Source organism: Nocardiopsis sp. CNT312 (assembly GCF_000515115.1).
Lineage (GTDB): Bacteria > Actinomycetota > Actinomycetes > Streptosporangiales > Streptosporangiaceae > Nocardiopsis.
On sequence record NZ_AZXF01000020.1, the window covers coordinates 24496 to 49077 of the forward strand.

25 protein-coding genes and 1 pseudogene are annotated in these 24582 nt (G+C 72.0%); 18 read left to right on the plus strand and 8 right to left on the minus strand.

Annotation, left to right across the window (positions count from 1 at the left end; translation table 11 throughout):
- Window positions 1-4: 4 nt before the first annotated feature.
- Window positions 5-826, minus strand: coding sequence for an alpha/beta hydrolase (locus B042_RS0110110; protein WP_028648188.1), 822 nt, complete (start codon window positions 824-826; stop codon window positions 5-7).
- Window positions 827-1165: 339 nt separating this feature from the next.
- Between B042_RS0110110 and moaA the strand changes: the two genes are divergently transcribed.
- The 3 genes and pseudogenes from moaA (at window position 1166) to B042_RS0110125 (ending at window position 3038) form a co-directional block, all read left to right on the plus strand.
- Window positions 1166-2173 (plus strand): GTP 3',8-cyclase MoaA, encoded by a 1008-nt coding sequence (gene moaA, locus B042_RS0110115; protein WP_028648189.1) that lies wholly within the window; start codon window positions 1166-1168, stop codon window positions 2171-2173.
- Between the two features lie 120 nt (window positions 2174-2293).
- Window positions 2294-2434 (plus strand): annotated as a pseudogene (locus B042_RS25645) (RtcB family protein); the annotation flags it as partial.
- A 22-nt stretch (window positions 2435-2456) separates the two neighbouring features.
- The gene (locus B042_RS0110125) at window positions 2457-3038 is read left to right on the plus strand and encodes a molybdenum cofactor guanylyltransferase (protein ID WP_028648190.1); all 582 of its coding nucleotides are present in this window, start codon (window positions 2457-2459) and stop codon (window positions 3036-3038) included.
- Between the two features lie 106 nt (window positions 3039-3144).
- Here B042_RS0110125 and B042_RS0110130 read toward each other — a convergent pair whose 3' ends face one another.
- Window positions 3145-3363: a hypothetical protein gene (locus tag B042_RS0110130; protein WP_028648191.1), complete on the minus strand. Its 219-nt coding sequence runs from the start codon at window positions 3361-3363 to the stop codon at window positions 3145-3147.
- Window positions 3364-3880: 517 nt separating this feature from the next.
- Here B042_RS0110130 and B042_RS0110135 point away from each other — a divergent pair.
- Window positions 3881-4090 carry a dodecin gene (locus B042_RS0110135; RefSeq protein ID WP_028648192.1) on the plus strand — a complete coding sequence of 70 codons (210 nt, stop codon included), beginning with the start codon at window positions 3881-3883 and terminating at the stop codon, window positions 4088-4090.
- Between the two features lie 49 nt (window positions 4091-4139).
- On the opposite strand, the gene B042_RS0110140 is transcribed toward B042_RS0110135, so the two are convergent.
- The 3 genes from B042_RS0110140 to B042_RS0110150 form a co-directional block, all read right to left on the minus strand.
- A complete protein-coding gene (locus tag B042_RS0110140) occupies window positions 4140-4937 on the minus strand; it encodes a hypothetical protein (protein ID WP_051415603.1) in 798 nt (265 codons plus the stop codon).
- Window positions 4938-5029: 92 nt separating this feature from the next.
- Window positions 5030-5743 carry a hypothetical protein gene (locus B042_RS0110145; RefSeq protein ID WP_028648194.1) on the minus strand — a complete coding sequence of 238 codons (714 nt, stop codon included), beginning with the start codon at window positions 5741-5743 and terminating at the stop codon, window positions 5030-5032.
- Between the two features lie 130 nt (window positions 5744-5873).
- Window positions 5874-7415: an LCP family protein gene (locus B042_RS0110150; RefSeq protein ID WP_028648195.1), complete on the minus strand. Its 1542-nt coding sequence runs from the start codon at window positions 7413-7415 to the stop codon at window positions 5874-5876.
- Between the two features lie 487 nt (window positions 7416-7902).
- On the opposite strand from B042_RS0110150, the gene B042_RS0110155 reads away from it, so the two are divergent.
- Window positions 7903-8811 carry an Lrp/AsnC family transcriptional regulator gene (locus tag B042_RS0110155; protein ID WP_028648196.1) on the plus strand — a complete coding sequence of 303 codons (909 nt, stop codon included), beginning with the start codon at window positions 7903-7905 and terminating at the stop codon, window positions 8809-8811.
- 121 nt (window positions 8812-8932) lie between these two features.
- On the opposite strand, the gene B042_RS0110160 is transcribed toward B042_RS0110155, so the two are convergent.
- Window positions 8933-9640 carry a FadR/GntR family transcriptional regulator gene (locus B042_RS0110160; RefSeq protein WP_028648197.1) on the minus strand — a complete coding sequence of 236 codons (708 nt, stop codon included), beginning with the start codon at window positions 9638-9640 and terminating at the stop codon, window positions 8933-8935.
- Between the two features lie 260 nt (window positions 9641-9900).
- Between B042_RS0110160 and B042_RS0110165 the strand changes: the two genes are divergently transcribed.
- Window positions 9901-11088 carry an MFS transporter gene (locus B042_RS0110165; RefSeq protein WP_036554575.1) on the plus strand — a complete coding sequence of 396 codons (1188 nt, stop codon included), beginning with the start codon at window positions 9901-9903 and terminating at the stop codon, window positions 11086-11088.
- Here the strand turns inward: B042_RS0110165 and B042_RS0110170 are convergent.
- Together B042_RS0110170 and aceA are read right to left on the minus strand one after the other, a co-directional pair.
- Entirely contained in the window at window positions 11057-11866 is an 810-nt protein-coding gene (locus B042_RS0110170) for a CPBP family intramembrane glutamic endopeptidase (RefSeq protein WP_028648199.1), read from the minus strand. The two genes, B042_RS0110165 and B042_RS0110170, sit on opposite strands and share 32 nt — an antisense overlap.
- A gap of 171 nt (window positions 11867-12037) precedes the next feature.
- Window positions 12038-13336: an isocitrate lyase gene (gene aceA / locus B042_RS0110175; RefSeq protein WP_028648200.1), complete on the minus strand. Its 1299-nt coding sequence runs from the start codon at window positions 13334-13336 to the stop codon at window positions 12038-12040.
- Between the two features lie 213 nt (window positions 13337-13549).
- Between aceA and B042_RS0110180 the strand changes: the two genes are divergently transcribed.
- The 12 genes from B042_RS0110180 (at window position 13550) to B042_RS0110235 (ending at window position 24452) form a co-directional block, all read left to right on the plus strand.
- Window positions 13550-14992, plus strand: a complete 1443-nt coding sequence (locus tag B042_RS0110180; RefSeq protein ID WP_028648201.1) for a helix-turn-helix transcriptional regulator — start codon at window positions 13550-13552, stop codon at window positions 14990-14992.
- Window positions 14993-15442: 450 nt separating this feature from the next.
- Window positions 15443-15877: a hypothetical protein gene (locus tag B042_RS25650; RefSeq protein ID WP_028648202.1), complete on the plus strand. Its 435-nt coding sequence runs from the start codon at window positions 15443-15445 to the stop codon at window positions 15875-15877.
- Window positions 15878-16113: 236 nt separating this feature from the next.
- The gene (locus B042_RS0110190) at window positions 16114-16512 is read left to right on the plus strand and encodes a hypothetical protein (RefSeq protein WP_028648203.1); all 399 of its coding nucleotides are present in this window, start codon (window positions 16114-16116) and stop codon (window positions 16510-16512) included.
- 129 nt (window positions 16513-16641) lie between these two features.
- The gene (locus B042_RS0110195) at window positions 16642-17430 is read left to right on the plus strand and encodes a hypothetical protein (RefSeq protein ID WP_028648204.1); all 789 of its coding nucleotides are present in this window, start codon (window positions 16642-16644) and stop codon (window positions 17428-17430) included.
- Window positions 17431-17488: 58 nt separating this feature from the next.
- Window positions 17489-17887 carry a MerR family transcriptional regulator gene (locus B042_RS0110200; protein WP_028648205.1) on the plus strand — a complete coding sequence of 133 codons (399 nt, stop codon included), beginning with the start codon at window positions 17489-17491 and terminating at the stop codon, window positions 17885-17887.
- Window positions 17887-18852: an aldo/keto reductase gene (locus B042_RS0110205; RefSeq protein ID WP_028648206.1), complete on the plus strand. Its 966-nt coding sequence runs from the start codon at window positions 17887-17889 to the stop codon at window positions 18850-18852. The genes B042_RS0110200 and B042_RS0110205 overlap by 1 nt, the downstream gene beginning before the upstream one ends.
- A 202-nt stretch (window positions 18853-19054) precedes the next feature.
- Window positions 19055-20824, plus strand: coding sequence for a hypothetical protein (locus B042_RS0110210; RefSeq protein WP_028648207.1), 1770 nt, complete (start codon window positions 19055-19057; stop codon window positions 20822-20824).
- A 74-nt stretch (window positions 20825-20898) separates the two neighbouring features.
- Window positions 20899-21855, plus strand: coding sequence for an SEC-C domain-containing protein (locus B042_RS0110215; RefSeq protein ID WP_028648208.1), 957 nt, complete (start codon window positions 20899-20901; stop codon window positions 21853-21855).
- Between the two features lie 95 nt (window positions 21856-21950).
- Window positions 21951-22175, plus strand: a complete 225-nt coding sequence (locus B042_RS0110220) for a hypothetical protein (RefSeq protein WP_155988993.1) — start codon at window positions 21951-21953, stop codon at window positions 22173-22175.
- 470 nt (window positions 22176-22645) lie between these two features.
- Window positions 22646-23113, plus strand: a complete 468-nt coding sequence (locus B042_RS0110225) for a peroxiredoxin (protein WP_028648210.1) — start codon at window positions 22646-22648, stop codon at window positions 23111-23113.
- A 72-nt stretch (window positions 23114-23185) separates the two neighbouring features.
- Window positions 23186-24166 carry an SEC-C domain-containing protein gene (locus tag B042_RS0110230; RefSeq protein WP_028648211.1) on the plus strand — a complete coding sequence of 327 codons (981 nt, stop codon included), beginning with the start codon at window positions 23186-23188 and terminating at the stop codon, window positions 24164-24166.
- A 46-nt stretch (window positions 24167-24212) separates the two neighbouring features.
- Window positions 24213-24452, plus strand: a complete 240-nt coding sequence (locus B042_RS0110235) for a hypothetical protein (protein ID WP_197024249.1) — start codon at window positions 24213-24215, stop codon at window positions 24450-24452.
- The last annotated feature ends 130 nt before the right edge of the window (window positions 24453-24582 follow it).

A 24582-nucleotide genomic window follows, 5' to 3' on the forward strand; every position in this document is an offset into this window, starting at 1 on the left:
GCGCTCAGGCGGGGACGAAGCGGCGGACGAACCGCAGCACCTCGGCCACGGCCTCGTCTCGGTCGGTGTCGTTGAACAGCTCGTGTCGGCCCCCGGGGAAGATCCGCATGGTGGCGTCGTCGCCCGCGTAGGCCATGACGCCGCGCTTGGTGCCCTCCACGGGCACGAGGGAGTCGGCGGAGCCGTGCAGCCACAGCAGCGGGACGCCGGTGTTCCCGGCCCCGGTGATCCGGTCCAGTTCGGTGAGCATGGCCAGGACCGTCGGCTTCTTGAACGGGCCGTGCCAGACCAGCGGGTCCTCGGCGTAGGCGGCGCCCACGGCGGGGTCGCGGGAGAGCGAGTCGGGGTCGATGGGCACGTCCGGCATCTCGTCGAGCCCGGCCAGGGTCTCCAGGACCTCCCAGCGCCCGAGCACGGGGGAGGACAGGACGAGCGCACGGACCTCCTCCGGGCGCGTCTGGGCGTAGCGCGCGGCGATCAGCCCGCCCATCGAGTGGCCGATGAGGACCAGGGGGATCGAGCGGTAGGCGGTGCGCGCTTGGGTGACGACGCGGTGTACGTCCTGCACCACGCCGGCGAAGTCCTCCACCAGCACCCGCTCGCCGGAGGAGGCGCCGTGGCCCCGGTGGTCGGCCCCGTAGACCACCGCGCCCGCGCCGACCAGGTCGGCGGCCAGTTGTTCGTAGCGTCCCAGGTGTTCGCCGTAGCCGTGGACCAGGATGGCCAGCCAGGCCGGTGCGCCCTCGGTGGGCGCCCAGGCCCGTGCCGCCAGTTTCCCGGAGCCGTCAGGGCCGCCTGCCAGTGCCCATTCGCGTGTGGTGATCATGGTTCCCAGTCTTCCTTGTCCGTCGGGAGACACATGATGGTGGTGCCCACGTTCGGGGTCTACGGTTGGGGAGGAAGATTGACCGGTATGACCGTTGTGCGGGTTGGTGTTGCACCGGCGGACGGCGCGCATCGGGCGGATAACGATCACCGTGCGTATGTTCCACGGAGTCCCAGGCGGGCGGGTGTGCCCCGTCGATCAGCGGCAAAAGACGACATAAGGTGCAATGAGTCTTACTCACCGTTAAAAGTGATCTTCTACCCTTAAGCCTGGGGGTGCCTCGGATTGGCTGATCCGAGGCAAACCCACACAAAATCTCGACTGGAGAGGGTGACGCTCGTGCTGGCCGACTCCTACGGGCGCGTGGCGACCGACCTCCGCGTCTCGCTCACCGACCGCTGCAACCTCAGGTGTACCTACTGCATGCCCCCCGAGGGCCTGGAGTGGCTGCCCAAGCCCGAACTGCTCACCGACGGTGAACTCCTCCGCCTGATCGGCATCGGCGTCACCCGCCTCGGTATCACCGAGGTCCGCTTCACCGGCGGCGAACCCCTGCTCCGTCGCGGCCTGCCCGGCATCATCGCGGGCACTGCCGCCCTCGCACCCCGTCCCCACACCGCACTCACCACCAACGGCATCGGTCTGGCCCGCATGGCCCCCGCACTCGCCGAGGCCGGACTGGACCGGGTCAACGTCTCCCTCGACACCCTGCGCCCCGACGTGTTCGAGGAACTCGCGCGCCGCCGCCGCCTCCAGGACGTCCTCGACGGCCTCGCGGGCTCCGCCGAGTCCGGGCTCACCCCCGTCAAGGTCAACGCCGTGCTCATGCGCGGCGTCAACGACGATGAGGCCGCCGACCTGCTGCGCTACTGCGTCGACCGCGGCTACGAACTGCGCTTCATCGAGCAGATGCCGCTGGACGCCCAGCACGGCTGGCGCCGCGACACCATGGTCACCGCCGACGACATCCTCGCACGCCTGGAGGCCGACTTCACCCTGGAAGCGGCCGACGCCGACACGCGCGGCAGCGCCCCCGCCGAACTCTTCCACGTACTGGGTGAGCGGTTCCCCAACGGGGAGCCGGCCACCGTCGGCGTCATCGGCTCGGTCACCCGGCCCTTCTGCGGCGCCTGCGACCGTGTGCGCCTGACCGCCGACGGCCAGATCCGCAACTGCCTGTTCGCCCGGGAGGAGTCCGACCTGCGCACCCCGCTGCGCGAGGGCGCCACCGACGACGAGCTCGCCGAGCGCTGGCTCTCGGCCGTGGCCGCCAAGCTGCCCGGCCACGGCATCGACGATCCCGCCTTCCTCCAGCCCGCCCGCCCCATGTCCGCCATCGGCGGGTAGCCCGGTGTCGGCCGCCAGGTGCGGCGGCCGACACCCCTTCGGGGAGCGGAGCCGCGTTCCTGGGGCGGGGGCGTCGTGCCGGCCGAAAACCAACTAGTCGGTTTTATTGTGGCGGCGGTGGGCGTGGAGTGCCGCAAGGACCTGGGCGTGGTGGACGAGATCACCGGCGCCTACAAGGACCCGGAGCCGGTGATCGAGGCGCAGGCCGACCTGGTCGAGGTCGTCCGCCACCCGCGGCAGGTGGTGTGGGTCAAGGGGTGAGCCCGTGGTGCAGGCTGGGGGCATGACGAGCACACGTACCATCCGCCTGGACGCGGTCGTCCTGGCCGGGGGAGGGGCGCGCCGCCTGGGCGGCACCGACAAGCCCGGCCTGGTCGTGGGCGGGCGGACCCTGCTGGAGCGGGTCGCCGGGGCGGTCCGCTCCCACACGCCCGACGCGGGCCTGACCGTGGTCGGGCCCGAGCGCGGGAGCCCGCGCGCCCGCTACGTCCGCGAGGACCCGCCCGGATCGGGGCCGGTCCCGGCCCTGCGCGCCGGACTGGCCCGCGTGGAACGGGAGTGGTTCGCGCTGCTGGCCGCCGACCTGCCGCACCTGGCCCCGGCCCACCTCACGGAACTCTCCGCCGTGCTCACCGAGGCGGACACCGGGGCGGTGTACGTGGACTCCGGGGGGCGCGAGCAGTGGCTCACCGGCCTCTGGCGCACCGCCGCCGTGCGCGAGGCGCTCGCCGCCTACGAGGGCCGGTCGCTGTACCGCCTGCTCGGCCCGCTGGAGCCCCGGACGGTGCCGCTGCCGGGCGGGGGCGCCTTCGACGTCGACACCCCCGAGGACCTGGAGCGTGCCCGTCGCGACCTGGACTGGTAAGGCGGAGGTCCCTCGCAAGCGCCAGTGCGTTCGAGCGCTTGGCGGGTCGCCGTAAGCTGAGGAGCGGAACGGGGTGCGCCGTGGACGGGCGCACCCCGTTCTCCCCTCATCCCTCGAACTCGTCCATCGGTACGACCTCGCGCAGGAACCCGCGCAGGTCCAGGAAGTTCGACAGGTACTCGCGGTGTTCGTCGCACGCCGTCCACACCTTCCGGCGGTCCGGCGCGTGCAGCTTCGGGTTGTTCCACACCAGCGCCCACCGGGCGTTCGCGCGGCAGTCCCGCCGGGAGCAGCGCGGGGACTCGGCGGTGTCGGGATGACTCAATCCTGTCCCCAAGGCAGTCGTCGTCGGCCTGTGGTCAAGGCGTGGCCACGTGCGGTCAAAGCCACCGCTCGGCGGCAAAAAAGGCGACGCCGGGTGGTTACGGGGGCAAACCACCCGGCGTCGCGTGTGATGTTTCGACGGGGGCTCGAAACATCACCCCGCGCTCCGACGGGGGACCGAAGCGCTAGAACCCAATGTACACCGCAGCCCCCGGGGGTACGTCAAGAGCTGATTACGACGTTGTCTCGGGACAGTCCCGCCGGACATGGGCCTTAAGTACCAGGTCAGGGCTAATCTGGCACTTTGCCCGCTCTTTCCTGCCACGGGCTTCGGCCCGGGGCGTCCCCCGTGTCGCTTCCGCCCCAAGGGGGCCCCTCTATCACGCCAGCGAAGGGCAAAGTCCCACCACCGCCCCCGCGTGTCGACCGCCTTCGGTGTCGGTGTCGTCCAGTGTGACCATTGGGGCTCCCGGAACCAGGGACCGGGAGGCCGCGCAACGACAACCCAGGGGGCGCTCATGTCTCACCACACGTACCGCGTCACGGAGATCGTCGGCACCTCGCCCGACGGGGTCGACGACGCCATCCGCAACGGCATCGGCAGGGCCTCGACCAGCCTGCGCGGCCTCGACTGGTTCGAGGTGACCGAGATCCGCGGTCACATCGAGGACAACGTCATCGGGCACTACCAGGTGGGCCTGAAGGTCGGGTTCCGGCTGGAGGGGTGAGGGGCGCTCGGGCGGCTCCCCGGGCGCGCTTCGAGGGCCGCCCGGGGCCTCAGCCCTGCGAACCCGAACCGGTGCCGCGCTGCACGTCCACGTGCACGTGGTCCAGGTGCCGCAGGATCTCGTTGTCGGGGTCGGGCGCGTCGTAGTCGCGCCAGCCCATGGAGGGGCGGTAGGTGCTCCAGATGCGGTCGTCGAAGATGATGACGTCGATCTCGTAGTCCGGGGCGTGCGCGATCAGCCAGTGCGCCAGGACCCACCCCGAGCGGCGGTTGCCCTCGTCGACCGGCCGGTAGAAGATGTCGATGGCCCGCCCCTCGTAGTGGGCCGACCGCTCGCCGTGCCCGGTGTTGTAGCCACCGGGGGTGTAGCCGCCCAGGGACAGGCCGCCGAAGACGCCCTGCATGCCCTGTCTGAGGTGTTCGGCGCGCGCCGTGAGTCCGGACGGCTCCAGGCCCTCCTGGACCGCCAGGTCGGGGTTCTTGCCGGACCGGCAGGTCAGCGACGGTCCGGCATCCCCCTCGGGTCCCTCCACCAGGGCGGTCATCACGGGTTCGGGGATGTCGGCGGTGTCGGGTGCGGTGATCGGTGCGGCCTCCCCCTGGGCCAGGACCGCGGCCGCTGTGGTCGCACGCCGGGCCTGGTCGCGGTCGAGGGGGAAGTCCTCCCCGCCCACCCACGCGGCGCACTCCGGCCCCCAGGGAGGTGTGAGGGAGGGGGTGGCGCGTTCGGCGATCCACCCCACGGCGAGGACGGCCGCGACGGCCAGTGCGACCAGGACCGCGAGGGAGATCAGCGGCCCCCGCCAACGGCTCCTGGACCGCCGCCTGTGCACCGTGTCCCCGCTCATGCGCCCTCGCCCCGTCCGTCGCCACCGGCCCCTCGCCGTGCGTGCGAGGGATCTCGCCCGGACAACGGACGGGGCCCGGCCGGAGTTTCTCCTCAGAGAACCGACCACAGGACGAACACGCCGCCCAGCAGCAGGGTCAGTGCCCAGACCCGGTCCATCGTGACCCCGCGCCACCTCAGGGCGTGGGAGCCGAGGAAGTCGTAGGCCAGGAGGGCGGCCACGGACGCCGCGCAGAACATGGCCGCGGTGTGCACCCCCGTCGCCGCCAGGCCGAGCAGGGTCGCGTCCCACAGCGTCCACGTCCCCTCCGCGGCGGTGGTCACGGTCGCCGGGGAGGCTTCCGGCACACCCGTGGCGGAGGCCTCGGCGGCGTGTCCCCCGTGGCCGTGTCCTCCGTGGGCGTGGGCGAGCTGGCCCGCCAGCACCGGCATGAGCATCAGCCCCGCCCCGTGGGCCGAGGCCATCAGGAACGACCACGCGCAGACCTGCCACAGGGGCAGTCGCACCTCGCGCCAGTGGAAGTGCCGGTGCGAGAGCAGCATCCACAGTCCGGCCAGGACGATCAGGGCGCCGCCGGCCACGGGGAAGAGGACCGACGCGGTGGCCGAACCGGTGACGGTGATGGCGACCGCCGCCACGCCGACGCTCACGGCGTGCCCCGCCGCGATCGCGGGGACCGAGCGCAGGACCTGCCTCCGCCCGCCCTCCTGCATGCCCCGTGACACGGCCAGGAGCCAGCCCATGCCCGGGTGCAGGCCGTGGAAGGCACCCAGAGCGACGAGGGTCCAGAGCTGCGCGTTCGTCACGGCGCCAAGGGTCACACGGGCTCTGGTCCGTGACAAAGCGAAGAACCCCATATGGCCGGTTCCGGTCATATGGGGTTCTTTATGTTTATCTATCTCAAGGGGGAGAGCAGCCCTTCGCGGACGCCGTTCCTCAGGGGCAGAGGGTGTTCAGGTCGATGGCGTCCTCGCCCACCTGGCGGCCGGGGTCGGCGGGAGCCGGCTCCTCCAGGCCGGTGTACTCCTGCCACGCGGTGAGGTCGTCCTCGGGGGAGGGCTCGGTGCCGTCGCCTGGACTCGCCTGGACGCCGTCCTCCGGCGAGGCGGAGGGGGATTCCGCGGGCCCCGCGGGCAGCGCGTCGCCGCCGGCGCCCAGCGCCTCGGCGACCAGGTTCTTGACCATCTCCCAGTCCGGGTTGCCGGTGTACACCTGCGGGGGCGACAGCTGGAGGGTGCTCATCGAACCGGAGCCACCGACCAGGTCGGCCAGTTCGATGAACGCGGGCACCTTGGTCTGCGGGATGTCCGTGGTCAGCGTGCGCTGGGTCGCGCCCGCCAGCTCCCGGTAGCCGGTCAGGACCGTGGCGGGGTCGATCTGGTCGGCCACGTACTTGATCAGGCAGCCTTGGCGGCCCATGCGCCCGTAGTCGTCGGAGTTGACCCGCGAGCGCCCGTACCAGAGCGCCTCGTAACCGTCGAGCCGGCGCAGGCCGGGCTCCAGGACACCGCCGTGGACACCGTAGGGGAGCGGCTCCTCGATGAGGACCTGGATACCGCCCACGGCGTCGATCAGGTCGCGAAAGCCCAGCATGTCGACCATCGCGTAGTACTTCACGTCCAAGCCGATGTTGTAGCCGATGACGGCCTTGAGGGTGTCGGCGGCGGGGTCCACCGCGGTCGGGTTGACCGCCAGTGCCCCGGGGTCCTCGGCCACCGTCTGGTACACCTCGTTGAGGAGGTCGTCGAAACCCCACGGCGGCGGGTAGCGCTCGGCCAGCGCCGTTCCCGTCGGGAACTGCGCGTCCTCCAGGTTGCGGGGCAGCCCGATGAGTACGGTGTCACCGGTGTCGGTGTCGATGCTGGCGACCATCATCGAGTCGGTGCGCGTCCCGTAGCGGTTCTCCGCCGAGTCCGATCCCAGGAGCAGGACGTTGACCCGGTCGGCCCCGTTCCAGGGGTCCGCGTCGTCGTGCGGGGGCTCGCTGTCGGGCTCGGGCGAGCCGAAGAGCGAGGCCAGCGTCTGGTGGGCGGTGTATCCGGCGTGCAGGACCATGCCGGAGGGTACGGCCACCGCCAGGCAGAGGAGGAGGACGGCCGCGGCACCCAGCACCTGCCGACCGACCGTGGCGCCCGGCGGCCGGGTGATCGTCCAGGAGTGCACGATGACCGCCATCCACAGCACCGCCGCCGCGAACACCCCGGCCATGGCCGCCAGGAGCCACTGGCTCTGCACGGCGATACCGGCCAGCCGGGTCGTCGCCTCCGACGTGTCGGAGGCGATCCACACGGCCGCGGCCGCGAGAACGGCGACGATCAGCAGGTACACACCCAGGATCAGGGCCCCCGACCGGCGGCGGTCCATCCGCAGGTGCGCCGCGCCCGGCAGCGGCACCGATACCGCGGTCCACAGCAGGGCCCGTCGTATGCCCCGTCGGACCCCGGGCCCCTTCTCTTGCCGCTCTTCTCCGCCAGCCACCGGCGATTCCTCTCCTGCCGCGGGGGTGCTGTGTCCCCGTGTCGCGGTACGGCCGAACGCCCACCGGTCGACGGCACGCACCGGGCACCCTGGCATGTCACCGGGCGCTTCTGTCATGTGCACGTGTTCGAGGGGTGCCCCGGATTCCCCCGCTGCGCCGCCGAACGGGTCATGGGACCTTCGGCGCGCACGACGCGCGGGGCGCTCGACGCCTACCGCGCGGAGCCCCTCTGTTCAGTGTGGACCTTTTGTCTGGGTTGTGGGTGCGGAGGTTGGCTCATTCTTGATCTTCTATACAAGTCTGTTATGTACGAGAGAGGTCGTCACTGAGTGGTTGGACGGCGCTTTCCTGTCGTTCACACGGGCGAAGCGGCCGTTTTCTTTCGCGATCGGTAGTGGAGTCGTCCCGTAGCTGCGATGATCTGGCCGCAGGAGGGCGCGTCGTTCGGGGGAAGGGCGGCGTCATGGGAACGAAAGAGGCACCATCGTGCTCGATGCGGTTGACGTCGCGCTGATGCGCGCGTTGCAGGGGGACGGCAGAGCGACGTTCCAGGCCCTGGCCGACGGGGTCGGCCTGTCCAGGACGGCCGTGCGCGCCAGAGTGCGCCAGCTCGTCCGTTCGGGGGCCATCAGAATCGTGGGCGTGCTCCACGCCGGAGTCGTCGGTATGGAGGTCCTGGGCCATGTGTCGTTCCGCGTCCATGGCCCCTCGGGGCCGCTGATGGAGGCACTGGACGAGCGGGAGGCGGTGACGTTCGCCGCCCAGTCGGCCGGGCGCTTCCCGGCCGTCGCGCAGGTCCGGGTGGCCGACGACGGCGCGCTCGCCAAGGAGCTCGCGGAGCTGCGGGCGATGCCGGGGGTGGAGAGCGCGGAGGTGTTCCGCGCGAGCGCCGTGTTCAAGGACGAGCACAGCAGCGTGCGCGAGCTGCGCGAGGTGGACTTGGACGCCTTGGACTGGCGGCTGGTGCGCCTGTTGCTCAAGGACGGCCGAGCCTCCTACGCCGACCTGGCGCGCCAGGTGGGGCTGTCGCAGGCGGCGGCCCGGTCCAGGGTCGTGCGCCTGCTGAGCTCGGGGGTCGTGCACGTCACCGCGATCGCCGAACCCTCGGCCGCAGGCGCGAACGAGCAGCTCGGGTTCGGGCTGCGGTGCCGGGGGGACGCCGAGGCGCTGGCGTCGGCGGTCGCGACCATGCCCCGGGTGTCCTTCCTGGCGAGCGGCTTCGGCCGCTACGACGTGATCGGCACGCTCACCGCGTCCGACCGGTGCGGTCTGGTCGAGGCGCTGGAAACGGTCCGGGCGGCACCGGGGGTGGGGTACGTGGAGACCTGGGACCATCTGAGGGTGCGCAAGGAGCGCCGAGGAGGGGAGCGGTCTGCCCAGTGGGGGCCCGTCTGAGGGGTGCGGGAGCGCTCCGTGAGGGGGCGGGGCCTTTCGCCCGAGGGCGGGGCGGCGCCTCTCTTTCCACGGGGTGTGCGCGGTGGGAAGGAGCGAGGGGGAGGGGCGGGCCCGCTCGGCCTCACTCCTGGGCGAGTGAGAGCGCTTCCTCGATGTAGCAGGTCGCCTCACGCGCCGCGGCCGCCGGGTCGCCGGAACGGACCGCCTCCACCAGTGCGGCGTGGTCCAGACCGACGGTGGTCGAGGTCGAGGAGGGGCGGGCGCCGGTCTCCCCGTCCTTCTCGTAGGCGGTGTGCGCGATGCTCGCGTAGACCACCTGTGCGATGTCGTCGTAGAGCTCGATGAGCAGTGTGTTGTGCGTGGCGTTGACGATCGCCCGGTGCAGGGAGAAGTCGGCCTCCACGAAGGCACCGGTATCGTGCGCCCGCCAGGCCTCCTCGCGCAGGGCCATGGCCCGGTCGATGTCGGCCATGTCCTCGTCGCTGTGCCGAAGGGAGGCCAGGCGCGCCGCCTCGACCTCCAGCGCACGGCGCACCTCCAGGTTCTCGCGCAGCCTGGAGCGTTCGAGGCGCCGTCGCAGGGCGCCGCCGAGCTCACTGGAGGCGCGGACGAACGTGCCCGCCCCCTGCCGGATCTCCAGCAGGCCGGCGTGGGCGAGGGCGCGGACCGCCTCGCGTACGGTGTTGCGGCCCACCTCCAACTGGTCGGAGAGCTCCGACTCGGTGGGGATGCGGTCGCCCACGCCCCACTCGCCCGAGTCGATCTGGGCTCGTAACTGGTTGATGACCTGGTCGACGAGACCGGTCCGGCGTGTCGAGGCGAGGGGCACGCTTCCTCCTAGGGGCGGTTCGTCTGATGACGGGGCCAGTACGCTGATTCGGATCGGTTACGCCGGAGCTTAGACCAGTACGGGCGGGTAGGCGTCCACGAACGGGAATGCGTTATGGTCATGAAGTACATCGGGTCATCCTACGAATATGCGAGGCACCCCCTATGAGCTCCGATGCCGCCGCGCGGGCCTCGGCCGCGGACGCTCCCCAGGCGGGGAGTGGTACCGCCCCGGCCTCCCGTGGAACCGTGCTTTCCCTGATGACCGCCGGTGTCGCGCTGGCCGCCCTCAATCTGCGTACCGCCATCACCAGTGTCGGCGCCGTGCTCGACGAGGTCTCCCGCGGCCTGGGCCTGTCCGCGGTACAGGCCGGACTCCTGACCACCCTTCCGGTACTGTGCTTCGCCCTCGTGGGCGGGCTCACCCCCCTCCTGTCGAGGCGCCTGGGCGAGCACCGCCTGATGGTGTACGCGCTCGCGGCGCTGGCCGCCGGGCTCGCCGGCCGCGCCCTGGCCGACGGCCCCGGGCTCTTCCTCGTGTTGAGCGCCCTGGCGCTCTCCGGGGGAGCGGTGGGCAACGTTTTGCTGCCCACCCTGGTCAAGCAGCACTTCCCCGACCGGGTGGGCCTGATGACGACGGTGTACACCACCGCCCTCGCGGTGGGTACCGCGCTCGCGGCCGGGGCCACCGTTCCCCTGGAACAGGCCACCGGGCAGTGGCGGATCGCCCTGGGCTCCTACGCCCTGTTCGGGGTCGCGGCCCTCCTGCCGTGGCTGCTGGTCCTGCGGCGCGGCGGCGGGGAGGGCGGACAGAGACCCGGGGCGAGCCCCCTACGGGTACTGCGCACGGGGCTGGGCCGGCAGAGCGTCCTGTACTTCGGTACGCAGTCCGCGGTGGCCTACACCATGTTCGGCTGGTACGTCCAGATGCTGCGCGACCAGGGTATGGACCCTCAGACGGCGGGGCTGGCGCTGTCCTACCTCAGCCTGCTGGGGGTGCCCGTCTCCCTGTTCCTGCCCCTGCTGCTCACCCGGATGGGCGACCAGCGCCCGGTCGCCGCCGTGTTCACCGCGGCCTACCTCGCGGGCATCGCGGGTCTGTGGTGCGCGCCGCTGGCGGGCGTGTGGCTGTGGACGACGTTCCTCGGCGTGGCCATGGGCGGCAGCTTCGTGTTCGCCCTGACCTCGTTCGCGCTGCGCACCCGCACGGGCGCGGGTACCACCGCGCTGTCGGCCGCCAGCCAGGGGCTGGGCTACCTGATGGGCGGCGCGGGGCCCTTCCTCTTCGGGTTCCTGCACGAGAGCTCCGGCGGCTGGCACGCCCCGCTGCTGCTCGTGCTGCTCCTGGTCGCGGCCAACGCGGTCGCGGGCCAGGCGCTGGGGCGCCCCCGCCACCTGGAGGACGCCCTGGGGCGGGTCACCCCGGCAGCCAGTCGACGCGGCCGATGAGGTACACCGAGCCGACGAAGGCCACGATGTCGATCAGGGTGTGCGCGACCACCAGGGGCATCACCCGGCCGTAGCGGGTGTAGAACCAGCCGAAGACCAGCCCCATCACCAGGTTGCCGAAGAACATCCCCACCCCCTGGTAAAGGTGGTAGAACGCCCTGAGCACCGAACTCGCCAGTACGGCCTTCCACGGCGACCACCCCAGCTGTCCCAGCCGGTGCAGCAGGTAGCCGACCACGATCACCTCTTCGAGGATCCCGTTCTTGGCCGCCTGGAGCACCAGGACCGGTACGTCCCACCAGTTGCCGTCCAGGCTGCTGGGCCGGACCGTCACCGTCAGGCCCAGCTGCCACGAGAACACGTACACGGCTAGCCCGCCCGCGCCGATCACCGCGGCCAGTGCCGCGCCCGCGGCCAGGTCCGGGCCCGGCCGGCGCACGTCGAAGCCGAGGGTGTGCGCGCCCTCGCCCGTGCGCTGGAGCAGGTGTACGGCCAACAGTACGGGGACGAGCGCGAAGGCCACCGAGGCGAGCTGGCGCGACAGGTCCAGCCAGGGGCGGTCGTTCGCCCGCGGGTTCACCAGGCTCGCGGTCTGTTCGGACAGCGGCTCCGGGGCGGTCAGCACGCCAGCGAAGGCGATGACCGAGTAGACCGCGGCGGGGATCAGGGACAGGGCCAGGACGCACAGCACCTCCCCGCGCAGCAGGCGCGGGGAGGCGGGCGGCGCGGAGGGCGTGTCCGTGCCGGTGCTAGGGGTGTCGTGGGTCTTGTCGGTCACACGAAGCAATGTACGTGCCGTGTGTGGCCGCCTCGGACGTGAAGCGGCCGTCGGCCGCGCGGCGTGTGACACGGACCGCGCGCGGCCGACGGCCGGGAGGGACGGCCGTCCCTCCCCGCCCCAGCCACGAAAGCGGGGAGGGACGGCCGTCGGGGAACGAAGACCTGAGTCTCAGTGAGCCTCTGAGAACTGGTCTTCCTCGGTGGAGCCGGTGAGGGCCGTGGTGCTGGCCTCGGGGGCGATGGTCGTGCTGATGGCGTCGAAGTAGCCGGTGCCGACCTCGCGCTGGTGGCGGGTGGCGGTGTAGCCCTGCGCCTCGGCCGCGAACTCGGCCTCCTGGAGCTCGACGTAGGAGGTCATCCCGTTCTGGGCGTAGCCCTTGGCCAGGTTGAACATCGAGTAGTTGAGCGAGTGGAAGCCGGCCAGGGTGATGAACTGGAACTTGTAGCCCATGTGGCCGAGCTCGCGCTGGAACTTGGCGATGGTCGCGTCGTCCAGGTGGCGCTTCCAGTTGAAGGAGGGCGAGCAGTTGTAGGCCAGCATCTGGTCCGGGTACTCGGCCTTGATGCGCTCGGCGAAGTCGCGGGCGACCTCCAGGTCCGGCGTCGCGGTCTCCATCCAGAGCAGGTCGGAGTGCGGGGCGTAGGCCAGGCCGCGGGCGACGCAGGCCTCGACACCGTTGCGGAAGCGGTAGAAGCCCTCCGCGGTGCGCTCGCCGGTGATGAAGGGCTGGTCGCGCTCGTCGATGTCGCTGGTGATCAGCGTGGCGGCCTGCGCGTCGGTGCGGGCGATGACCAGGCTCGGGACGCCGGCCACGTCCGCGGCGAGGCGGGCGGAGTTCAGCGTCTTGACGTGCTGGCTGGTCGGGATGAGGACCTTGCCGCCCAGGTGGCCGCACTTCTTCTCGGAGGCGAGCTGGTCCTCCCAGTGCACGCCCGCGGCGCCGCCGGCGATCATGGCCTTCATGAGCTCGTAGGCGTTGAGGGTGCCGCCGAAGCCGGCCTCGGCGTCGGCGACGATCGGGGCGAGCCACTCGGGGGCGCTGTCGTCACCCTCGGCCCAGGTGATCTGGTCGGCGCGCAGGAGGGCGTTGTTGATGCGGCGGACGACGTTGGGGACCGAGTTGGCCGGGTAGAGGCTCTGGTCCGGGTAGGTGTGGCCCGAGAGGTTGGCGTCGGCCGCGACCTGCCAGCCGGACAGGTAGATGGCCTTCAGGCCGGCCCGCACCTGCTGGACCGCCTGGTTTCCGGTGAGGGCGCCGAGGCTGTTGACGTAGTCCTCGGTGTGCAGCAGGTCCCAGAGGCGCTCGGAGCCGCGGCGGGCCAGCGTGTGCTCCTCGGTGACCGATCCGCGCAGCTTGACCACGTCGTCGGCGGAGTAGGTGCGCTCGATACCGGCCCACCGGGGGTTGGTCTCCCAGTCGCGTTGGAGTGCCGCGCTGGCTTCCTGACGTCGAGCGCTCGTGCCCATTTCGATCCCGCCTCACGTGTAGCCCCAAGTGTTCACCCCGGTCGAGGTCCGGTGCCACAGGGCCGGGGTGAGCCCTGAGCGGTAAGTTCCCCGCCGGTAACTATGATTCTTGGGCAAGATCCAAGACTTTTCCACTCGAAATCGTGCGAAGAAGCTCGATTCTTTCCGTATCATGAACGCATGGCGTACTTTGGTACTGAAGAAATACCGTCTTTGCCAGGTGACCTAGATCTCGTTACCTTTGGGCAGCGTCTCCGTCATCTGCGGCGCGCACGCGGAATGACCCTCTCTGACCTGGGGGAACGCGTGGGGCGCGCCCCGTCCCAGCTCTCCCTGTTGGAGAACGGCAAGCGCGAGCCCAAGCTCTCCCTCCTCACGTCCCTGGCCTCGGCCCTCGGCGTCTCCGTCGAGGAACTCCTCTCCAAGCAGCCCCCGAGCCGGCGTGCCCAACTGGAGATCGCGGTGGAGGAGGCCCAGCGCGACACCGTCTACCAGGACCTCAACCTGCCGCACCTGAAGATCGGCAAGCGGGTCCCCAACGACGTGCTCGAACACATCGTCGGCCTGTACGACGAACTCAAGCGTCGCAGCGTCAAGCCGACCGCCACCCCGGAGGAGGCCCGGCGGGCCAACGCCGACCTGCGGCGGCAGATGCGCGAGCGCGGCAACTACTTCGAGCACATCGAGAAGGCCGCGGCCGAGACCCTCGCGGCCGTCAACTACTCCACCGGCGCCCTCTCCCAGGGCCAGATCCTGGCGATCGCCACCCACCACGGGTTCACCCTCAGGTACGTGCAGGACCTGCCCCGCTCGGTGCGCTCCCTCACCGACCACATCAACCGGCGCATCTACCTCAAGCGCGAGACGACGCTGCTGGGCATGCACAGCCCCCGGACGATTCTCCTGCAGACGCTGGGGCACGTGGTCCTGGGCCACGGGCACCCGCGCGACTACGCCGACTTCCTGCGCCAGCGGGTGGAGGCCAACTACTTCGCCGCCGCGGTGCTCATCCCCGAGGCGGCGGCGGTCCCCTACCTCCAAGAGGCCAAGGAGGCGCGCGACCTGTCCGTGGAGGACCTGCGCGACGTCTACTCCGTCTCCTACGAGATGGCCGCGCACCGGTTCACCAACCTGGCCCACCGGCACCTGGGCCTGGTGTGCCACTTCATCCGCAACGACGAGACCGGCATCATCTACAAGGCCTACGAGAACGACGGACTGGTCTTCCCCACGGACGAGAGCGGGGCGATCGAGGGCCAGCGCATGTGCCGCCAGTGGTCGGGCCGCCAGGTCTTCGCCTCCCCGGACCGCTACTCGATCTTCTACCAGTACACCGACAAGCCCAACGGCACCCACTGGTGCGTCGCGCACGTCGACCCCAGCCGCGAGCGCAACTTCGCGATCACCCTCGGCGTGCCCTACAAGGAGTCGCGCTGGTTCCGGGGGCGGGAGACCACCAACCGCACCAAGTCCAACTGCCCGAACGGGGAGTGCTGCGTGCGCCCGCCGGCCGACCTCGCCGCCCGTTGGGAGGGCAACGTCTGGCCCTCGGCGCGGGCCCACTCCCACGTGCTGTCCGCACTGCCCTCCGGCACCTTCCCGGGGGTGGACGAGCACGACGTCTACACCTTCCTGGAGAAGCACAGCGGGGACTGACGGGCGGGGCGCGCCCCAGGCGCAACTGGCGAGGGGGTCGGCACCCGGGCACGGCCCCCTCAGCACGCCCGCCGAGGGGTTCCAAGGCTGATTCTTGACGGCTTGCTGAGGAGTCCATCGGTTTCCGGGTTCCTTTGGTTCGTTGCTCTTTCTTCTCTCTTTGCGTGCGGTGTTGCTGCTGTTTTTCATTGGCCCACACTTTTGCCTTTGATCTGTTACTTATAGTAATGGTATAAATACTGCAAGTAACTAAGGTTCTGTCTTGCCTGGTCATGCTTGTCCGTGTTGTGGTGATCTCGTGCCGACGCGAGGTGCTGGTTCGCGCGGAAAAGCATGTGCGCGCGGCGTGGATGCTGCCCTGAGTCCTTCGTTTTTGATGGCTCGGTGTTGCGTGGTTCGGCTGATCATGCGTGGTTCGAATTAATTCATCCGTGTGAAAAGGAAATTGTCATGAAGAAGACCATGGCCAGACTCGTCATCGCCGGTTTCGTCGCCCCGGGCCTGGCTCTGGCCGCCCCGGCCACCGCGTTCGCCGGCTACGCCGACTACGTGCTCAAGGACAACGTCAAGAAGGACCGGGTCCTGGAGATCGTCAACGAGATCGAGAGCGAGAACCTGAACTTCAACGAGCTCACCAACGTCCAGGGCCAGCACCAGGACCAGGAGGGCACCAACGCCCAGGGCCAGGCCCAGGACCAGGACCAGGTGAGTGTGCAGGACAACGAGAACGCTCAGGAGAACGCCCAGGGCCAGGCGCAGGGCCAGGGCCAGGAGGGTACCAACGAGCAGGGCCAGGGGCAGACCCAGGAGGGCACCAACGCCCAGGGCCAGGGCCAGGGCCAGGGCCAGGGGCAGGGGCAGACCCAGGACGACTCGCTGCTCTAGCGCCGACCGGCGCCATGACGGCGGACGCGGCGGCCTCCGGGTGCGGCGACCGCCGGGACGACCGGATCCACGGCATTCGCGGATGACGGCAACGGCCGTCGTCCGGAAGGGGCCCGCCCGCGAACGGGCGGGCCCCTCGGCCGCGTGCGTTCCCGGTCCCCACCGCAGTGATCCAGTGAGAATGTGCTCTTGCGCGGGCCTGCCATCGCGGGCCCGCGGGGAAGGGAAGAAACCAGATGAAGAAGGTCATCGCCCGTGCTCTCGTCGCCGGGGCCGCGGTCCCGGCCCTGGCCTGGCCGACGGCGGCCCTGGCCGACAGTCTCTCCGAACAGCAGAGCGCGGGCGGAGAGTGCGCCTCCTCGGGCTACTACCCGTCCGAGTGCTGGCACGGGGACGGCGGCCACAAGGGGGACGGCGGCAAGGACGGGGATACCCCGGTCATCAACGTCATCATCCACAACCACATCCACGTGGACAACGCCAATATCAACGACCTCGAGAACGTGCAGGGCCAGGTCCAGGGCCAGGAGGGCACCAACGAACAGGGCCAGGCCCAGTCCGCGGGGGAGGAGAGCGCCCCGCAGGAGGACCCCGAGCGGATCACCGTGGTCCCTCCGACGGAGCTCTCCTCCTGAGGCCGGGACCGGGGCGAGGGGCGGCGGGGACGGTCACCGGCCTCCCGTTGCCCCTCCGCACGGAGGGAGCGGGCCCGAGGACGGTCCGGCGGTGACGCGGGTCCGCGGAAGCCGCCCTACCCTGGGCCTATGAACGGCACCTTGGGCGACGCGACCTCCACCCTCACCATCCCGACCCACTGCAACGGACCCGACGGATCGGGCAACGGCGGCTACAGTTCCGGGCTGCTCGCCGCCCGGCTCACCGCCGAGGGCGGCCCCGCCGTCACCGTCACCCTGCGCACGCCCCCGCCGCTGGGCCGCCCCCTCACCGTCGCGGGCGACCCCGCGACCGGCCTGCTGCTCACCGACCCCGAGACCGACGGCAAGGGCCACCTGGTGGCCGAGGCCGTCCGCGCCGAACTCCCCGACCGCCCGGCCGTCCCCGGCACACCCGCCACCCCCGGTGAGGCCGCCGAGGCGGAGAAGCGCTACCCCGGACTGGAGGGCCACCCGTTCCCGCGCTGCTACAGTTGCGGCCCCGACCGCCCCGAGGGCGACGGGCTCCACCTCTGCCCCGGCAGGGTGCGCCCGGGCACCGGACCCGACGGCGCCGGAACCGTCGTCGCCTGCACGTGGACCCCGCACCCCGGCCTCGACGGCGGCTCCGGCACCGTCGCCCTGCCCGACACCTGGACCGCACTGGACTGCCCCGGCGGCTGGTCCCACGACGTCAAGGGCCGACCCATCGTCCTGGGCCGCTTCACCGCCCGCGTCCAGGAGGCGCCCCGGATCGGGCGTACCTACGTGGCGATGGGCCACCTGGAAGCCGTCGAGGGCCGCAAGGTCCACACCGGCAGCGCCCTCTACGACGCATCCGGCCGCCTGGTCGCCCAGGCCCACGCCACCTGGATCATGGTGGCTCCGCCTACCTCCTGAGCGGCGTTCCGCGCCTCCGCTTGACCTGGAGCGCACTCCAGGTCCCATGCTTGGGGCCATGAAGGACCACTTCACTCCCGGGGAGGTCGCCGAACGGTTCGGCCTGACCCTGGACACCCTCCGCTACTACGAGCGGGAAGGGCTGCTCAGGCAGGTCGACCGCGCTCCCAGCGGCCACCGCCGCTACCGCGCCGACGACGTCCACCTCCTCGGCCTGATCCGCTGCCTGCGCGACACGGACATGCCCATCGCCCGCCTGCGCGAGTTCGCCGAACTCGTCCGCTCCGGAGACCACACCATCACCCAGCGGGTCCAGGTGCTCCAGACGCACCTGGACCTCCTGGAGCGGCGCATCGCCGAGTTGCACGACCGGCAGGCGGTCATCCAGACCAAGATCGACCACTACGTCACCGTCCTCACCGAACACGCACCCCGAAAGGTCGAGGAGACCACCTGATGCGCTACACCGCCATCGGCGACCGCCGCGTCAGCGCCCTGTGCCTGGGCGCGATGAAGTTTGGCAGCGAGACCGACGACGCCACCGCCTCCGCCCTGCTCGACCGCTTCGTCGAGGCCGGCGGGACGTTCGTCGACACCGCCGACTGCTACCAGTTCTGGGTCGAGGGCTTCCACGGCCACGAGAGCGAGACCTTCCTCGGCCGCTGGCGGCGCGAGCGCGGCGTCACCGACGAGGTCGTCATCGCCACCAAGCTCGGCGCCCAGCCCACCGTGCCCGGCACCGGGCTGGAGACCAGGGAGGGCCTGTCCGCCGAGGCGGTCGCCGAGGCCGCCGAGCGCAGCCGCGAGCGCCTGGGCACGGACCGGCTCGACCTCCTCTACGCCCACCAGGAGGACCGATCCGTCCCCTTGGAGGAGACCATGGGAGCGTTCGCCGGACTCGTCGCCGACGGCCACGTCGCCGAGCTGGGCCTGTCCAACCACCGCACCTGGCGCCTGGAGCGCGCCCGCTCGATCGCCGAGGCCCGCCACTGGCCGCGTCCGCGCGTCCTCCAGTACCGGTACAGCTATCTGCAACCCCGCTTCGACCGGCCGCTCCAGTCCATGGGCCACATGCACGCCACGCCCGAGCTACTGGACTTCGTCCGCGCCGAGCGCGCCGAGGGCCGCGAGTACACGGTGGTGGCCTACACGCCGCTGCTGTGGGGTGCCTACACCCGCCGGGACAAGGCCCTGGACCCCGTCTACGACCACCCCGGCACCGCGGCCCGCCTCGCCGTCCTCGACGACGTGGTCGCCGAGACCGGCGCCACCCGCAACCAGGTCGTCCTGGCCTGGCTGATGGACAACGGCGTCGTGCCGCTGGTGGGGGTGAGCGGTACGGCCCAGCTCGACGAGGCGATCGAGGCCGGTGACCTCGCCCTCTCGGGTGAGCAGCGGTCCCGCCTGGACGAGGCGGGCTGACACGGGGACCTCCCGTGCCCGTGGCAGCGGTCCCGCCACGGGCACGGGAGCCCCGGCCGTGCCCGCCCGGAGGAGACCGCACCGTCGGAGGCCCGTGGAGGGCGGTGGTGGGCGAAGGCCCCTGTTTTCCCCAGCGCCCACCCGGATACCTTCCCTAGAGGCGGCCGACACGCCGCCTCGGTCCGAGCACCCGGGAGGGGCGTTGCCCGACAGCACCTACCACCAGATCCACTTCGCCTGGGCGGAACCGACCCTTCTGGGGCGCAACGGCCCCGGCCCCGCAGCCACCTCCCTGCCCGAGGACGAACTCCCCGCGCTGCGCTCCTGGCGCGACCGGCTCGTCCCCGCCCTCACCGCCGACTACGGCGCGGCCCTGCCCGGCACGCCCCCCGCCGACTACCCCGAGACCCTCTGGTCCCGCGCCTACCCCGACGGGCAGGCGGCCCTCGTCTACCGCTGGCCCGGCGAGGTGCACCGCGCGCACGCCTGCGCGATCGTGGGCCCCGCCCACGGGCTCACCCTCCCCCGCGTGCTGTCCCTGCACGAGAACCCCCGCACCCGCCCCGCCGAGAACCGTCCACCCGGACCCGGCTGGGAGACCATGGAGCCCCTGGCCCTCCCCGAACCGTGGGAGGCCACCGCCGCCCCCGGGGCCCAGCGCAACCGCGACCGCCGCGCCGCCGAGACCGCGATCTGCGGCGAGCCCGTCCTGGCCGGAGCCGTCGCCGCGGCCCTGGCCCACCCCGAACGCGCGGTCCGCCTCGCCCTGGAACCCGAGCACGCGGACCTGTGGCAGGGCCTCCAGTTACGTTTCCTCTGGGGCCTGCACCGCGTCCTGTACGACGTCCTCACCCCCGCCGACGCACTGCCCGCGGCCGGATGGGACTGGTCCTTCTCCACCTACGAGCCGCTCCTGGGCCCCGACGACGGCCCGCACACCGCCTTCGGGCCGCCCACCGCCGACACCCTCTCCCCCCGCCCGGTCCCGCCGCCCGACTTCCTGCGTGTGGCCGAGGCCCTGGTGTCCCTCCTGCGCGAGGAGGGCGGCGACGCACTCGCCGACCGCCTGCGTGAACGCGGGGTTCCCGACGCGCCGACCTTCACCGAACGCCGCGACCTGCTGTGCGACTGGCTCGACCCCCGCACCCGGATCCGGCCCGCCGAGGAGGCCGAGCGTCCAGAGCCCGCCGGCACCGCGGCCGCGCCCCGGCCGCCGCGGGAGGGTGAGGACGCCCTGGTCGCGGAGGCGCTCCCCGGCCTCGGACCCGACGGCGGGGAACCGCGGGGGGTGGGTGCCGCCGAGGGAACCGACGAGGCGGAGGAGCCCGCCGTCGAGTCCCTTCCCGAGGAGGGCCGGCCGCTCTCCGCGCCCGCACCGTCCGACGACGGCGCCGCGGGCCCCGAACCCGATGACGAAGTCCCCGCCCCGGAGGACCTGCCGCCCGACGACACCGGAGCGCTACAGCCGCCCGCCCCCGACGGCCCCTCCCGGGAGTGCCCGGCCCCCGAACCCGACTACGCCTCCGAGACCCTGCCCGGAACCGAGGAGATCCGTCCCGACCTCGCCGACGAGGGCAACTGGCCCACCCAGTACGCCGACCTCCCCCTCGCCCGCCTGGAGCGCTGGCACACCCGCCGCGGCCCCGAGGCGGCCCGCGTGGACATCGTCGACGCCCGCGCGGCCGTCCGCGCCGAACGGGCCGAACTCCAGCGCGTCCGCGGCGAGCGCGACGACTACCACGCCGAGGTACAGGACCTGCGCCGCGAGGTCGCCCGCCTCGACCAGCCCTGGATCGGCGCCGACGGCCCTCTCCGGTCCCGCCGCAGGCGGCGGCGCCGTGGGCTCGCCTGGACGCTCGCCCTGCTCCTGGCCGTCCTGGCGGCGGCGGCCGGACTGGAGGCGGGCGCGCGGTACGGGCAGGGCGCCCTCGAACTGCTCACCCTGGCCTGGTCCCGCCTCCCGCTGGGCTGACCCCGGTGCCGCGATGCCGAGGCCCACACGCTGTGCCCGGCCGAGCACACCCCGGTGGCACCTAGCCTGGGGGCATGATCCACAGCCAGCCCTCGGCCCCGCTCCCGCCGGAGTTCCTCGGCGCCGTCTTCGCCCTCGACCTGCCCCAGGCCTGCGTGGACGAACTGGCGGCCGACCCCGCCGACGCCGGCGGCATCCTCCTGGACTTCGCAGACGGGCTGCGCCACAGCGACCCGGACCGGGCGCAGCGGCTGCTCGGCGTCCTGCGGGAGCGCGCCCCCGAACCCGTGCACCGCCAGTACGCCGTCCACATGGCGGCGGGGATCCTGCGCGACCAGGGCGAGACCGCCGAGGCCGACCGGCTCATCGACGAACTCATGGACCCGGGCACGCTCCTGCCCGAGACGGCCTTCGTGCTGGCCGAGGACTTCGAAGGGGACGGCGACCTCGAACGCGCCCTGGCCTGCTACAACGTGAGCTGTCGAGGACTGCTGGCCCGCCCGGCGGACCTCGTCGCGGGCCTCGACCCCCTGGGGCTCATCCCCCTGCTCTCCCGGGCGCGCCTGCGCGACGCGCTCGGCCACGCCCCCGACGCCCACGACGAGGCGGCCCTGGCCGCCGACGGCCGGCAGGGGAGCCTGCGCGACGAACTCGACCTGCTCGACGAGCGGCTGCACGGACCCGCGGGGGTCGACGGCGGCCCCACCGCCCTGGTGGTGCTGGACCAGGCCTCCCACGCGCGTGCCCGCGCCGAGGGGCGCGTCGCCGAACGGTCCGCGGCCGACTACTACATGGCGGCCGAACGGCGGCTGCGTGCCTGGCCGGGGGAGCGCCCCGCCGTGGTCCTGGCCGGCCTCGACGAGGTCGCGGACCTGCTGGAGGACGCCGACGGCCTGGACCGCTGGGCCCGGGACACCGCTCCCGAGGGCTCTTTGCGCCGCCGCCCCTGGCCGCCCGAGCGCAACCGGCCGTGCTGGTGCGGCTCGGAGCGCAAGTACAAGAAGTGCTGCGGCGCCCCCTCCACCCGCTGACGGCCGCAGGTCACCCGTGTGCGACCCCGAAATGCACTACCCTTTGCTCTTGGTCGAATTCGGAGAGTAGTGAACGTGGTTTTCGGGGGAACACCATGACCGTTGGAAGGACACTGTGGGCCGCTGTGCTCGCGGCCGCACTCACCCTGGCTCCGGGGGCGGCCCACGCCCAGGGCGACGAGCAGCAGGTCGAGGTCCGCTGTGAGCGCCTCGACTCGTTCTGGTCCCTGGTGGTCTGCGCCGCCACCTGCGGCGAGGCACTCGACAAGGAGAGCGTCACCCTCCAGGAGTGCACGGCGCTGCAGGAGCGGAGCCGCTGACCCGGGGCGGTCGGCGCGGACCGCCCCCGACGGTTCTGGTGGGGCGTCCGGGCCGGACGGACCCCGGGAACCACGGGGGTGGGCCGATGCGCGCGACCGTGAGCCGGGACGCCGTCTTCGAGCGCGTCCCGGCCCTCCCCGGGAGCGGTACCCGGACGCGTCCGGGCGTCTGGTCCGCGCGGGGGAGGGCCCGACCGGAGCACCGTGCGCCTGGGGTCCGCCCGAACGCGGCTGCACTCCACCCGCACTGGCCACCCCGGCACACCCTCCTGGTGCTGGAACGAGCCCTGGACCGGCCCGCCGACATCTGCGGCACGGAGCCGTAGGGGGTGCCGGGCCGGGCGCGCCGTCCTACCGGGCCCCTGTGTGGGCATCATGGAGGATTCCGCGGTGTACCCGGCCCTCGGTAATCTCACCGATAGCATCCCCGAAGCCGTGCAGCGTACGGCCGATTGCGAAAGTAGGCGACGATGGCCAAGGGCATCCAGGTGGGCGACAGTGCCCCCGACTTCACCCTCCCCACACAGACCGGCGAGAAGGTCCGCCTGCACGACCGGCTCGGCGAGCACCCCGTGGTGCTGTACTTCTACCCCAAGGACAACACCCCCGGCTGCACCGCCCAGGCCTGCGCCTTCCGCGACAGCCACGAGGTCTTCAGCGACGCCGGTGCCGAGGTGATCGGCGTCAGCTCCGACTCCGTGGAGCGCCACGCGGCCTTCGCCGACCAGCACAGGCTCCCCTTCACCCTGCTCAGCGACGACGGCGGCGCCGTCCGCAAGAAGTTCGGCGTACCCTCCGCGCTCGGCCTGCTCCCGGGCCGGGTCACCTACGTGATCGACCGCGAGGGCGTGGTCCGCCACGTCTTCAACTCGATGACCGGCATCGACAAACACATCGAGGAGGCCCTCACCGTGGTCCGGGGGCTCAAGGGGGAGTGAGCCCGCGGCGGCGGGGTACCGGTTTCGGGAAACGGCCCACCGGCGTTGCCGGCGGATCCTAGGCTGGTGGCCATGACCGACCTCGCCCCCGCCGCTGTGCCCCTCGCGCCCGAGTTCCACGGCCTGGACCTGCCCCGCCGCCTGCTGGACGACGCGGCCGCCGCACCCGAGTTCGCGGGCGACCTCCTCCTGGAGCACGCCGGGGACCTGGTCCGGGCCGGAAGGAGTGAGCAGGCCCGTCGCCTGCTCTCGACCGTGCGCGAGCACCCGCCCGCCCCCGAGGACGGCCAGTACGCCGCCGTCGAACTGGCGCGGCTCCTGCGCGAGGAGCCCCGGGTTCGGGACACGGCCGAGGCGGAGCGGATCACCGGCCAGCTCCTGAGCCCCGGCGGCCTCGGCGAGGGCCCCGCCCAGGTCCTCGGCGAGGACCTCCAGGAGCTGGAGCGCTGGGAGGAGGCCCTGCGCTGCTACAACATCTCCGCCCGGGAGCTGCTCGCCCAGCCGGCGGAGGCACTCGACGGCGAGGACGCCCTCACCCTGACCCCGCTCATCGGCCGCCTGCTGATGCGCATGCGGCTGGGACTGCCCGCCGACGCCCACGACGAGGTGGCCCTGGAAGCGGCCGAACGGCGGACCGGGGACCTCCTGGAGCCGTTCGACCACGAGGAGGAACCGGACGAGGCGGAGGGCGTGGAGGCGCTCTACTCCCGCGCCGCCTTCGACGAAGCCCGCGAACGGGGCCTGCTCACCGGAGCGGCCGCCGAGGACGGCGTCGGCGCCTACTACCGCGCCGCCGAGCGCTCCCTGCGGGAGCGGGCGCGTGAGTACCCGCAGACGCGCTGGAACGTGGTGCTGCTCAGCACGGCGGAGGCCGTGGCGGCCGCCGAGCGGGCGGGTGCCGACCTGTCGGAGGAGGGTACCGGACTGGGCGAGGCGGGGTTCGCCGTGGACGACCCCCGGCTCCGGCCGTGGCCGCCCCAGCGCAACGACTCCTGCTGGTGCGCCTCGGGCCGCAAGTACAAGAAGTGCTGCGGGGCCCCCGCCAACCGCTGAGGGGCCCGGGCTGTCCGATCGGCGACCGGGGGCCGTGGTCCCGCTGATGCGGTCTGCACACGGCCTCTCCTGCATCAATGAAGTGGGGTATCAACACGGCCTCAGCGCGAACCTGGTGAAGAAGCTTGAAGAGTTCGTGATTCGGCATGTGGAGCAGGGTTCCACGCCGGAGTCCCAGAAGACTCTCGTCAAGCAGGTAGAGGGCATGTTCACGGCCGCTGGTGTCCAAGACAAGTTCGCCGAAGCGGTCGAGGATGTCGATCGCCTGTGCGGACGGCGGGGCTGAGCGGCTTTGCCTCCTGGGTTCCGCGGGGCCGAGGTGAAAGCCCAAGATCCGCGCCGACAGCCGCTCGAAACCCTGCCTCCGCCACCCCCGCCCCGAACGGCCGCGGGGCAACACGGTACCCAGCGACCGC

What these genes read in the sequence shown, in the direction of transcription:
- B042_RS0110110 (WP_028648188.1), bottom strand. Translation starts at nt 826, where the DNA reads ATGATCACCACACGCGAATGGGCACTGGCAGGCGGCCCTGACGGCTCC.
- B042_RS0110125 (WP_028648190.1), top strand. Translation starts at nt 2,457, where the DNA reads ATGACGAGCACACGTACCATCCGCCTGGACGCGGTCGTCCTGGCCGGG.
- B042_RS0110135 (WP_028648192.1), top strand. Translation starts at nt 3,881, where the DNA reads ATGTCTCACCACACGTACCGCGTCACGGAGATCGTCGGCACCTCGCCC.
- B042_RS0110140 (WP_051415603.1), bottom strand. Translation starts at nt 4,937, where the DNA reads ATGAGCGGGGACACGGTGCACAGGCGGCGGTCCAGGAGCCGTTGGCGG.
- B042_RS0110165 (WP_036554575.1), top strand. Translation starts at nt 9,901, where the DNA reads ATGACCGCCGGTGTCGCGCTGGCCGCCCTCAATCTGCGTACCGCCATC.
- aceA (WP_028648200.1), bottom strand. Translation starts at nt 13,336, where the DNA reads ATGGGCACGAGCGCTCGACGTCAGGAAGCCAGCGCGGCACTCCAACGC.
- B042_RS25650 (WP_028648202.1), top strand. Translation starts at nt 15,443, where the DNA reads ATGAAGAAGACCATGGCCAGACTCGTCATCGCCGGTTTCGTCGCCCCG.
- B042_RS0110190 (WP_028648203.1), top strand. Translation starts at nt 16,114, where the DNA reads ATGAAGAAGGTCATCGCCCGTGCTCTCGTCGCCGGGGCCGCGGTCCCG.
- B042_RS0110195 (WP_028648204.1), top strand. Translation starts at nt 16,642, where the DNA reads ATGAACGGCACCTTGGGCGACGCGACCTCCACCCTCACCATCCCGACC.
- B042_RS0110200 (WP_028648205.1), top strand. Translation starts at nt 17,489, where the DNA reads ATGAAGGACCACTTCACTCCCGGGGAGGTCGCCGAACGGTTCGGCCTG.
- B042_RS0110205 (WP_028648206.1), top strand. Translation starts at nt 17,887, where the DNA reads ATGCGCTACACCGCCATCGGCGACCGCCGCGTCAGCGCCCTGTGCCTG.
- B042_RS0110215 (WP_028648208.1), top strand. Translation starts at nt 20,899, where the DNA reads ATGATCCACAGCCAGCCCTCGGCCCCGCTCCCGCCGGAGTTCCTCGGC.
- B042_RS0110220 (WP_155988993.1), top strand. Translation starts at nt 21,951, where the DNA reads ATGACCGTTGGAAGGACACTGTGGGCCGCTGTGCTCGCGGCCGCACTC.
- B042_RS0110225 (WP_028648210.1), top strand. Translation starts at nt 22,646, where the DNA reads ATGGCCAAGGGCATCCAGGTGGGCGACAGTGCCCCCGACTTCACCCTC.
- B042_RS0110230 (WP_028648211.1), top strand. Translation starts at nt 23,186, where the DNA reads ATGACCGACCTCGCCCCCGCCGCTGTGCCCCTCGCGCCCGAGTTCCAC.
- B042_RS0110235 (WP_197024249.1), top strand. Translation starts at nt 24,213, where the DNA reads ATGCGGTCTGCACACGGCCTCTCCTGCATCAATGAAGTGGGGTATCAA.